Below are 10795 nucleotides of genomic sequence, written 5' to 3'. Positions count from 1 at the left end.
TTTAAAAGAATTTTGCAAGTCTTTTTTTCAACTTTTTAAAATTCTTTTTTCAAGCGATGTCTCTCTCAATTGACGACTTAATTAATTTACCTTACTTTGAATAAATAATCAAGTAAAAATTTAAATGAATCTAATCTAAAATCATGTTAAAGTTGATTTATTAGTATTTCGAAGGGAGTTTTTAAAATAAAAAAATTTGATTTAGCTATTATAGGAGCTGGGCCTGTTGGCTTATTTTCTGCAAACTACGCACAACTTCACGGACTTAAAACTATAATTTTTGATTCTTTAAATGAGATTGGCGGACAACCTCAAATGCTTTATCCTTTTAAAGAAATCGCAGATATTCCAGTTTTTGACAAAATTACCGCTCATCAATTAATTAGTCATTTAAAAAGCAATTTGAACAAGCTTACTACTATAGAAAAAAATCATCGTGTAGTTAAGATTGAAAAAATAGATACTACGTTTACTATCGATAATACTTTCTCAGTCAAAGCGATAATCATTGCTACCGGAAATGGTGCATTTAATCCTAAAAAGTTTCCTGTAAAAATGGCTACAGAAGCTGAAGAAAAAGTTCATTACTATATTAAAGATCCTAAAGCATTTACTAACCAACATGTCGGGATTTTTGGCGGTGGTGATTCAGCTTTAGATTGGGCACTTGAATTGACAAAAAATTGCTCCGTTTCTTTAATTCATAGACGAGATAATTTCAGAGGACTTGAATCTAATGTTGAAAAGCTAAAAGGTTTAAAAAATGTTGAAATCTTGACCCCATATCTTCCTAAAAATGCTGAACTAGATGATAATCAGTTAAAGATTGGGCTTAAAAAAGTAGGCACAGATGAATTAATCTATAAAAAGTTTGATCAAATTATCGTTGCCTACGGCTTTCGTGCTAACAATCGTTTTGTTAAAGATTGGGGAGTTAATTTGGAAGATTCCCATATTAAAGTGGAATCTGAAATGAGAACTAATATCCCTGGAATTTATGCTGTTGGCGATGCTGTCACTTATTCCGGCAGAGTCCCAATTATCGGTGTTGGATTTGGTGAAGCACAAATTGCCATCAATGCAATAATGCGTAACCTTTTCCCTGAAAAAACTTTAACTATTCATTCAACCAGCTTATAGGAGAAAATATGGGTTTAATTGATTTCATTCTTCATATTGATGACCATCTTGTTACTATTGTTAATCAATTTGGCGTTGGAAGTTATTTAGTATTATTTGCCATTATCTTCATTGAAACAGGATTAGTTGTTTTTCCATTTTTGCCCGGCGATTCATTAATTTTCGCTGCAAGCGCTATGGCCGCTAATCCACGTTATCAATTAAATATTTGGCTTGTATATTTAGTCGTAGCAATCGCAGCAATTGTTGGCGATAGCGTAAATTATGAAATCGGTGCTTGGTCGGCGCGTGCTGGAGAAAAGCATGCTTGGTTTAACAAGTTAATAAATCAAAATAATCGTTTAGCCGCCGAAAAATTCTTTGAACGACATGGTCCAATTACTATTGTAGTCGGAAGGTTTATCCCCTTTATTCGTACTTTCGTTCCTTTTATTTCTGGCGGAAGCAAAATGCACTACAAAACATTTATTACTTACAATATCTTAGGTGGTCTTTTATGGACTGGATTGTTTACAATCATCGGATTCTTCTTTGGTAATTTCCCAATCGTTAAAGATCATTTCTCATTAATTGTTATTGCAATCATCTTTATTTCCGTCGTTCCTATTGCCATTGTTGCTCTTAAGAAAAAGATTTCACTCAAAAAGGAGTTCCATTAAAGGAACTCCTTTTTTATTATCTCTTGATTAATTTTTCCGCGAAGAAAAGCTCGTATATAATTCCTGCAACCGCAAAGCATGATGCAAAAAAACCTTCCGTTAAAACATTAATGATTGGATCGGTCGCTGGATCAAATAGCCAATTAGCATTACTAAAGAAAAGATGGTGGAAGAAAATAAAGAAACTATCAAAATTAGTAATTGCAAACGGCAAAACTACTATTGGCAAAATTAGAAATAACATTGACCATGTTTTATCCAAATTCAAAAATTGCCGATTATTTTTCTTTTTTGCTACCAAATACATAATCAAACATACGATAAATACTACTACAGCTAAAATAAATAGTCTTTTACAATCCGCAAAATGCTCTGCCGCATTAGCTGACGTATGAAAATCGTCCATCTTTAGCCTAGATTTAAAAGGCCAAATTAAATACAACATTAATTGATTATAATTATGCATTACTTTAAAAACAGATAAATGAACTATTTCATTTGTTTTCTGTACCAAAACAAATACAAAAAGCAGTGGCCAGCTGGCAATAATTGCCCCTACAACACTGCTAGATATTGCGAATAAAAAATTATATGCAATAATTATCGGATTTTCTTTTCTACTCATAAGTTAATCTCATCCAAATTATTAACTAAAATTGTTGGCTGACGCTTGTCTTTAATATCTGCTTTTTTAGTTACGCCAGTTAAAGTCAAAATTTGATCGACACCACTATTAAAGCCTGCACGAATATCAGTATCGTAATTGTCGCCTACCAAAGCAGACTCATTTTTACTGTGGTGAGCCTTTTTTAATGCCATTTCAACAATAATTGATTCTGGCTTTCCAATATATAAAGGTTGTTGTCCACTTGCTGCAGCAATCATTGCACACTGTGAGCCATTGCCAGGAATTAATTCATCCCCTAACGGTAAATTCATATCAGCATTTGTCCCAATAAAAGTTGCGCCATTTCTAATTGCCCGCGTAGCAACCCTAGTTTTATGATACGTCAAATCCTTATCCATACCGACAATAACGTAGTCTGGGGCCTTTTCATCAACTTTAAATTGCGGGTGACTTAATAATTCTGACCATAAACCGATTTCGCCAATAATATAGATACCGATTTTCTTCTTTTTATTTCTCTGCAAAATATAACTTACTGTTGCCATGCTTGGTGTATAAACATGAGCGGTATCTGTCTCAATCCCATGTCCCTTTAATTTATCAACTACCATTTGTGGAGTTCTAGTAGTATTGTTGGTTAAAAATAAATAGTCTTTTTTTGCCTTAATTAATCGATGAACAAAATTTACTCCTGTTTGAACAGTTTCATCGCCTCGATAAACAGTTCCATCAAGGTCAATCAAAAATAAACGGTAGTCTTTCACTAGTCTTCATTTTCCTTTCTCTTTTTAATCACAAAAGCATGTTTACGCCCGCTACCCTTTTGAATAGCAATTGTTTTGCGTTTTTGAAATTTAGTTCTATGAACACGACGCTTTTTAAAGTTATTTTTGTGATATGAATAATGATGTTTATGATGATTGTATTTCTTTTTATTTTCTTGAACACGACTATAACGATGAACTGGAGAAATTAATTCTAAAACAAAGTATGAAGTTCCCGGATTGCAATATTCAAGCAAATAATCAGCAATTGTATTTTCTTTACGATCAATTGCTGTGCGTACAATATCTTTATAAAAGCCTTTTAACCGAAGATGTTCACTAGAAACATCCCCAACTAAAAAATCATATTGATCCAAATATGGATCATATTTTCTGCGAAGAGTTTCTAAGTCAATCGCATCCCCTTTATTAATCTTTATGCGATATAACTGCTTATTAATCTTAACTTTATCGCCGTCTTGGGCAACTAATGCTAGCGGATGACGCAAAGGCTGCTTTTTTTCAAACTTGTTTTCAGATTTTCCTTCTGTACTTTCATCATCACGTCTTATTCTTTTCTTTTTTTCTTCTGCCATTTATTTCACTTCTTGTGTTATAGGATATTTTTCACTTAAATAATCACCACAACTTCTCGTAAAAATTGTGGGAATAAAAATTCATTTTCACCCACAATTGCCAAAGTTGGGAAAAATGGTACCAAAACATAATGATCTAAACAAGCAATTTTATAATACTTGTCGGGATCAATTTCTTTGCCATTGACATACACGAGTCTATGAGGGACATCTACTTTGATGCCTTTGTAATACATTTGACCAAATATTTTTCCTCTAAAGCTCATCCCTTTTAATGGAAAATGATCTAAGTAATGACGATTCTTCTCTATTTCCATTACTAACCGCCATAGATCACTGCCTTTTAAAGTCGAACGAACAATATGCATTGGATGCGGTAAAGCCTGTTGTAAATCATATTTTGTCAAAATACCGCTCTTAAATGCATTTAAAAATAAGCCCGAACTTAAAATTGCAATATCAGTATCCGCAAAATTCGCAATTGCTTCTAAAGAGATTTGAATAGCTGCTTGCTTATCTTCATTAAATTTTTCCGGTAAATAAGCAACATGGTGTTCTTCCAGAATCTCTTTACCTTTATCTAAATAACCTTGAATTACTGATTCATCTTCAGCTTCTTCTGACATTGACGCAGTAGGAATAGTTCTAGGGATAATCTTTTTCACATGATGATCTTCTAATTCAACATGAATATCACCAACATAATTTCCCCATTTGCCTGTCTGAGTAATCCAGACGCCATTAACCAACTCACCATTTTTAATTAAATCGTGACTATGACCACCAACAATTAAATCTATTTGCGGATAATTCTTTGCAAGCCAGCGATCCATCCGAAGACCTACGTGAGTAATCAATATTAAAACATCGTATTTACCTTCAATTTCAGGCAAAACTCTATCCATTGTATTTTTCAGCATCTTTATATGCCAATGATTAGGACCATAAGTCATCGGATAAGCAGCAGTTAAACCTACCAAAGCAATTCGCGTACCTTTTTTTGAAGTTAAAATTTGATAGTCCTTTGCCCACTTTGGCATAGACTCATCTTCTTCACGCAAATTCGCTAAAACAATTGGATAATCAACGTGGTCAAATAAATGTTCTAAAACACGATGAGGATTAGAAATTCCTTCGTTATTTCCAATAGTACCAGCTGTATAATGAAATTCATTCATCAACTTAATATTTGCTTGACCTTCAGTCGCGTCACTCAAAGGATGAGAGCGATCCATGAAATCACCAGCATCAAAAGTATAAACTTCATCTACACTTTTATCTGCTTGTGCTTTTTTCAAATAACGACCAATTTTGGGAAAATGCTCAAAATGAGAGTGAAGATCATTTGTATGCAAAATTCGAAATGTTTCCATCGCCAGTCTTCTTTCTAGCCAATTCGATTAGCTTTTAAAACCATCTCGTAAGCTTCTCGAATCTTGCCTTTTGGCTTTTCCCATTCAATCCACTTAGGATGTTTCCAGTCATCTTCATTTAAAAGCGTCTGCAAATCATATGTTTTGTTAATATATTCTTCATACGTAATCAAAGGCTTCGTCCTCGCAATATTCACTTGTAAAATTTTTACGCCTTTAATCATTCCTCGTGAAGCTGCAAGTTCCGCAATTCCATTTTGATCAATATTGGAAATCTCATAATACTTGCTGCCATCGTTACGAGTTACTTCTTCAATTAAATCTAAAGGTTCATATTGATGATCCATTTAATCGCACCTATCATTGAAAAAATTACTTAAATAGAAAAAAATGTGTAACCATGCTATTGTGAATAATATATGCGATAGAGGTGTACACATGAAATTAAAAAGCCGTTGTATGTTGGCCATATTTTTTATTCTTATATTTTTAACGTCAAGCGGTTTTACTGTTGTCGGTCACCGTGGTGATCCAACTAAGTATCCTGAAGAAACTATTCAAAGCAATAATTCAGCTTTTGATTCAGGAGCCGATTATGTTGAACTAGATCTCCATCTTTCAAAAGACGGTGTTTTAGTTGTCTCTCATGACGACGATCTATTCCGCGTGACTCATACACATGCAATTGTATCACAAAATACTTTCCAAACTCTTAGCCAGCTTCAATATGATAATGGCGAACACATTATTTCTTTAGATCAATTATTCACTTATTATAAAAATAAACCTAATACTAAATTTGTATTAGAAACAAAAATTGATCATAGTATTGATCCTTCTTATGAATTGGAAGATAAAATTGCTCAAACCGTTAAAAAATATCATATGGAAAAACGCATTATGATTCATTCATTTTCAAATGCCAGTCTTTTCCATTTTCGAAAGCTTCTTCCTGATGCATATTTAATTCAGATCGTTGGCAGTTTAAAAAGAATTAATTTTAGTATTTTGCCTCAAGTAAATGCCGTAAATGTTTCTTCTGACATTATCCAAGAGCATCCCTTTTTAATTCACTGGCTCCACCGTCTGCATCGCCAAGTTTATGTTTGGGCAGAAATGGATGAGTCACCTACTCTTTGGCACTGGCTGATTAACAAAAACGTTGATGGCGTTGTAACCAACTTTCCAGCAACTGGATTTAAATATAAACTAGCAAAATCAGGTACCAAAAAATATCCTATTAATCGTAAAGGAATTTATTTCGGCAAAACCAAAGCACCAATCATGATGAATCCATACGTCAGAATCAAACAAAACCGCTATGTCCATCCCGGACAGACAGTTAACGTTATGTACGGCGTGCGAGCAGACGATAAGCTTTATTATCAAATCGCTGAAAAAACTTTTATTTCTGCAGAATTCGTTAACCTTGATTTAACTCGAAAAGATATCGCTCCATATGAATACAAACAGATCTTAGCTAAACCTAATCAAAAGGCGACAATTTACGAATTGCCAGAAAATTCTGCTAAAACTAAACGAATCCTTCCTCAAAACAAGTTGTTCAAAATTGAGAACTTTAACGGTACACCCCAAAATATGTGGCTTTATACAAAATTAGGCTGGATTAAAGCAAAAGATATTTTGTTTTATGGTTTTTTCACCAAAGAAGACTTTCAAGATTATAATTCATTACCAAAAATCAGTCGTTACAATAATTTAGTTTTATTAAATTATCCTAACTTGCCAGCATATAAAACAATGAACTATTTCGAAATATTGAAAAATACCCATGAAATTATCAAATAATCTAAAAGATGTCTTTTCTAACAGAAAGGCATCTTTTTTTGATAGAATCATTATTAATGACAATCAAGGGAGGATTCATATGAATTTAGATTACAAGAAATTAGCACTTGCTAAAAAGGATGATATTTTACGAGATTTAGACGAATTAATCGCAATTGATTCTTCAGAAGATTTAAACAATACTTCTAAAGAATATCCTGTTGGCCCCGGCCCAGTTAAAGCAATGAAAAAATTCTTATCATTTGCCAAGCGTGACGGTTTTCATATTAAGAACGTTGATAACTATGCTGGCCGTGTTGACTTTGGTGAAGGTCAAAAACGCTTAGGCGTTATTGGCCACATGGACGTAGTTCCAGCTGGTGACGGTTGGAATACTGATCCATTTAAAATGCTAATTAAAGATGGCAAAATCATTGGTCGTGGCTCTGCTGATGACAAAGGTCCAGCTTTAGCTGCTTACTACGGTATGCTTTTATTAAAAGAAGCAGGATTTGAACCTAAGAAAAAAATTGATTTTATCGTTGGAACCAACGAAGAAACAAATTGGGTAGGTATTGATTATTACTTAAAACATGAACCTACTCCTGACCAAGTATTCTCACCTGATGCCGAATATCCAATTATCAATGGTGAACAAGGAATTTATACTTTAACCTTAATATTCAAAGAAGATGATCAAAAAGGTTCAGTTAAATTATTAAGCTTTAAGGCCGGAATTGCCGAAAACGTAACTCCACAAAAAGCTTATGCAACTATTGAAGCTGATAATCTTGATGAAATTAAATCTTCTTTTGAAAAATTTATTTCTGATAATAAGCTTGAAGGTAAATTTGAAATCAACGGTAAAAATGCAAATATTGAATTAACTGGCCAAGCGCTCACGCCAGCGCACCTCAAGTAGGACGCAACGCTGCTACATTTTTAGGCTTGTTCTTAGCTCAATTAGACTTTGCCGGTCGTGATAAGAATTACCTCCACTTCTTGGCAGACATTGAACATGAAGATTTCCAAGGTAAAAAGCTTGGTGTCTTCCATCATGATGATTTAATGGGTGATTTATCCAGTGCGCCAAGTATTTTCGAATATGATGCTGATAAAGCCGTTTTGAAAGATAATATTCGTTACCCTCAAGGTACAGATCCAGATAAAATGATTAAGCAGGTTAACGAAAAATTTGGCAATATTTTAACTGCTTCATATGATTCATTTGAAGAGCCTCATTATGTTCCTGGCGATGACCCACTTGTTAAGACTTTACTTAAAGTTTACGAAAATCAAACTGGTAAAAAAGGACACGAAGTTGTCATCGGTGGCGGAACTTATGGCCGCTTGTTCAAACATGGCGTAGCTTTGGTGCTCAACCTGAAGATGCACCAATGGTTATGCACCAAGCCAACGAATATATGAAAGTTGACGACTTAATTGATTCAATTGCCATTTACGCCGAAGCAATTTATGAATTAACTAAAGAAGCATAAAGTCAATAAAACAAAAATAGAGAACAACATGAGTTGTCCTCTATTTTTTATTACTAAAATTTATTTTTATTGATTTAAAGTACTTTGTTTCTTAACTAATTCGTATGGAAGTTCAATATGAGTATCATCAACTTCTTCACCGTCCATAAGCTTAGTTAACATTCTCATAGCTACAGCACCCATATCATATAAAGGTTGCTTAATAGTAGTCAAAGCTGGACGAACAACTGAAGCAATTTGCGTAGCACTAGCTGTAACAATTTCCAAATCTTCAGGAATTTTCTTGCCAGCATCCATAGCTGAATTCAAGATACCTACAGCACTACTATCACGAGTGACGATTACACCGTCAACGCCATCTTTGACAAGTTGTGAATAAAGATTGTAGCCATCTGAATAATCATGAACATTAGTGTAGATGTGTTCTTCAGTTAAATTATGATCTTTCAAGAATTTCTTATAAGCCAAAATTCTGTTATCACTGTTAACGATTGCATCTTCATCGCCAACAACGATACCCAAATTCTTTTTACCATCGTTAAACATCAAGTTTAATGCTTCAGTATCAGCCTTCTTGTAATCAATAGTTACTGAAGGAAGTTCTTCACGGCTATCCTTAGTACCAGCAAGAACAACTGGTGTATTAGTTCTTTGGAAAGCATCAACAACTTCTTTAGGCAAACGGTTTGACATGTAAATTACACCGTCAACTTGTTTGTTAAGCAAACTTTGAATAACTTGATCTTCCTTCATCAAACGATTTTCAATACTGCTGATAATAATATTGTATTTGTATAAAAGCGCAATATCATCAATACCCTTTGATAATTCTGCAAAATACAAGTTAGTTAATTCTGGGACAATCAAACCAACTGTTGTAGTCTTTTTAGAAGCTAAACCTTGAGCTACAGCATTTGGTTGATAGTTTAATCTTTTAATAACTTCTTCTACGCGTTCACGAGTTTCTTTACGAACGTTGCTATTTCCATTCACCACTCTAGAAACTGTTGCCATGGAAACCTTGGCTTCACGAGCGACATCATAAATTGTTACTTCTTGTTTGCGCATCTTCTAGTCTCCAATTCTTATTCGAAATTTTTCCTTATAAAACTTTATCACTAATGCTATTCAAATGCAAACGTTTACAGCTTTTCTTTCATTTTTTCATGGTATACTTTCTAGTAAGCATTTACAAATTCGTAGAAAAGAGAGGAACATAATGAATTTAGATAAACTACAAAATTGGCTTCAAGACAACAACCTTGATGTTGCTTATATTTCTAATCCTGTTACTATTGCCTACTTTACGGGTTACTCAATGGAACCCCACGAAAGAATTTTTGCTTTAATCGCTTTTAAGGACGCAGAACCTTTCGTTTTCACTCCTGCTTTAAATGTTGAAGAAGCAAAAGCAAGTGAATGGAACGGCGATGTCTTTGGCTATCTTGATTCAGAAAATCCATGGCAAATAATTGCTGATAAGATTCGTCAAAGAACAAGCGAAAATAAAAACTGGGCAATTGAAAAGAGCGATTTATCCGTTGCTCATTGCCAAAACTTACATGAACAATTTGCGGATGCTGATTTTAACAACGATGTTTCTCAATTTATTGAAAGACTTCGTTTATACAAAACTCCTGAAGAAATTGAAAAATTAAAGGGTGCCGGTGCAGAAGCTGATTTTGCATTCAAGATTGGTTTTGACGCAATTAGAACTGGCGTTACTGAAAGAAGTATCGCTGGTCAAATTGATTACCAATTAAAATTACAAAAAGGCGTAATGCACGAAAGTTTTGAAACCATCGTGCAAGCTGGTGCCAACGCAGCCAATCCTCACCTTGGCCCAACTATGAATAAAGTTAAGCCAAATGAATTAGTTCTTTTCGACCTAGGAACTATGCATGAAGGTTACGCATCAGACTCTAGTAGAACTGTTGCTTACGGTGAACCAACTGATAAGCAAAGAGAAATTTACGAAGTTGATCGCGAAGCTCAACAAGCTGCCATTGAAGCTGCAAAACCTGGTATTACAGCCGAAGAGCTTGACAGTGTAGCAAGAGACATTATTACTAAAGCCGGATATGGTGAATACTTCATTCACCGTTTAGGTCACGGTATCGGTAAAGACGTTCACGAATTTCCATCAATTGTTCAAGGCAACGATTTAGTTATTGAAGAAGGCATGTGCTTCTCAATCGAACCAGGAATTTACATTCCAGGCTTTGCCGGTGTAAGAATTGAAGACTGTGGTGTTGTAACTAAAGACGGCTTCCAACCTTTCACTCATACTGATAAGGAATTAAAAGTTTTACCTTTAAAAGATTAAAAACACAAATAAGCAAAATAAA

9 protein-coding genes and 2 pseudogenes are annotated in these 10795 nt (G+C 34.2%); 5 read left to right on the top strand and 6 right to left on the bottom strand.

Going from position 1 to position 10795, the window contains the following annotated elements; genetic code table 11:
* The first annotated feature begins 207 nt into the window (after positions 1-207).
* Both JCM6256_RS08595 and JCM6256_RS08590 read left to right on the top strand, forming a co-directional pair.
* Positions 208-1140 carry an NAD(P)/FAD-dependent oxidoreductase gene (locus tag JCM6256_RS08595; protein WP_236694731.1) on the top strand — a complete coding sequence of 311 codons (933 nt, stop codon included), beginning with the start codon at positions 208-210 and terminating at the stop codon, positions 1138-1140.
* Positions 1141-1148: 8 nt separating this feature from the next.
* Complete coding sequence (locus tag JCM6256_RS08590) at positions 1149-1799, top strand: VTT domain-containing protein (protein WP_025081282.1); 651 nt, start codon at positions 1149-1151, stop codon at positions 1797-1799.
* A 16-nt stretch (positions 1800-1815) separates the two neighbouring features.
* On the opposite strand, the gene JCM6256_RS08585 is transcribed toward JCM6256_RS08590, so the two are convergent.
* The 5 genes and pseudogenes from JCM6256_RS08585 to JCM6256_RS08565 form a co-directional block, all read right to left on the bottom strand.
* Positions 1816-2424 carry a TIGR01906 family membrane protein gene (locus JCM6256_RS08585; protein WP_025081281.1) on the bottom strand — a complete coding sequence of 203 codons (609 nt, stop codon included), beginning with the start codon at positions 2422-2424 and terminating at the stop codon, positions 1816-1818.
* Positions 2421-3191 carry a TIGR01457 family HAD-type hydrolase gene (locus JCM6256_RS08580; protein WP_025081280.1) on the bottom strand — a complete coding sequence of 257 codons (771 nt, stop codon included), beginning with the start codon at positions 3189-3191 and terminating at the stop codon, positions 2421-2423. Before JCM6256_RS08580 ends, JCM6256_RS08585 begins: the two co-directional genes overlap by 4 nt.
* The gene (locus JCM6256_RS08575) at positions 3191-3787 is read right to left on the bottom strand and encodes a YutD family protein (RefSeq protein WP_025081279.1); all 597 of its coding nucleotides are present in this window, start codon (positions 3785-3787) and stop codon (positions 3191-3193) included. Before JCM6256_RS08575 ends, JCM6256_RS08580 begins: the two co-directional genes overlap by 1 nt.
* Positions 3788-5160, bottom strand: a pseudogene (locus JCM6256_RS10190) (bifunctional metallophosphatase/5'-nucleotidase).
* A 14-nt stretch (positions 5161-5174) separates the two neighbouring features.
* Positions 5175-5507 (bottom strand): hypothetical protein, encoded by a 333-nt coding sequence (locus JCM6256_RS08565; RefSeq protein WP_025081278.1) that lies wholly within the window; start codon positions 5505-5507, stop codon positions 5175-5177.
* Positions 5508-5598: 91 nt separating this feature from the next.
* Here JCM6256_RS08565 and JCM6256_RS08560 point away from each other — a divergent pair, with 91 nt between their 5' ends.
* The gene (locus JCM6256_RS08560) at positions 5599-6969 is read left to right on the top strand and encodes a glycerophosphodiester phosphodiesterase (RefSeq protein ID WP_025081277.1); all 1371 of its coding nucleotides are present in this window, start codon (positions 5599-5601) and stop codon (positions 6967-6969) included.
* A gap of 79 nt (positions 6970-7048) precedes the next feature.
* Positions 7049-8447: pseudogene (gene pepV, locus JCM6256_RS10185) on the top strand (dipeptidase PepV).
* 66 nt (positions 8448-8513) lie between these two features.
* On the opposite strand, the gene JCM6256_RS08550 reads toward pepV, so the two are convergent.
* Positions 8514-9515 carry a substrate-binding domain-containing protein gene (locus JCM6256_RS08550; RefSeq protein ID WP_025081276.1) on the bottom strand — a complete coding sequence of 334 codons (1002 nt, stop codon included), beginning with the start codon at positions 9513-9515 and terminating at the stop codon, positions 8514-8516.
* Between the two features lie 151 nt (positions 9516-9666).
* Here JCM6256_RS08550 and JCM6256_RS08545 point away from each other — a divergent pair, with 151 nt between their 5' ends.
* Positions 9667-10773 carry a M24 family metallopeptidase gene (locus tag JCM6256_RS08545; protein ID WP_025081275.1) on the top strand — a complete coding sequence of 369 codons (1107 nt, stop codon included), beginning with the start codon at positions 9667-9669 and terminating at the stop codon, positions 10771-10773.
* Positions 10774-10795 lie beyond the last annotated feature (22 nt).

The sequence above is a fragment of the Lactobacillus hamsteri DSM 5661 = JCM 6256 genome, from assembly GCF_000615445.1.
In the GTDB taxonomy this organism is placed as follows: domain Bacteria; phylum Bacillota; class Bacilli; order Lactobacillales; family Lactobacillaceae; genus Lactobacillus; species Lactobacillus hamsteri.
Note: the sequence above shows the minus strand (reverse complement) of the source record. Positions and strands in the feature narration are given on the sequence as shown.

Bases quoted from the DNA above. Each gene is read 5' to 3' on its own strand.
- JCM6256_RS08590 (WP_025081282.1), top strand. From the start codon at position 1,149: ATGGGTTTAATTGATTTCATTCTTCATATTGATGACCATCTTGTTACT.
- JCM6256_RS08585 (WP_025081281.1), bottom strand. From the start codon at position 2,424: ATGAGTAGAAAAGAAAATCCGATAATTATTGCATATAATTTTTTATTC.
- JCM6256_RS08575 (WP_025081279.1), bottom strand. From the start codon at position 3,787: ATGGCAGAAGAAAAAAAGAAAAGAATAAGACGTGATGATGAAAGTACA.
- JCM6256_RS08565 (WP_025081278.1), bottom strand. From the start codon at position 5,507: ATGGATCATCAATATGAACCTTTAGATTTAATTGAAGAAGTAACTCGT.
- JCM6256_RS08560 (WP_025081277.1), top strand. From the start codon at position 5,599: ATGAAATTAAAAAGCCGTTGTATGTTGGCCATATTTTTTATTCTTATA.
- JCM6256_RS08550 (WP_025081276.1), bottom strand. From the start codon at position 9,515: ATGCGCAAACAAGAAGTAACAATTTATGATGTCGCTCGTGAAGCCAAG.
- JCM6256_RS08545 (WP_025081275.1), top strand. From the start codon at position 9,667: ATGAATTTAGATAAACTACAAAATTGGCTTCAAGACAACAACCTTGAT.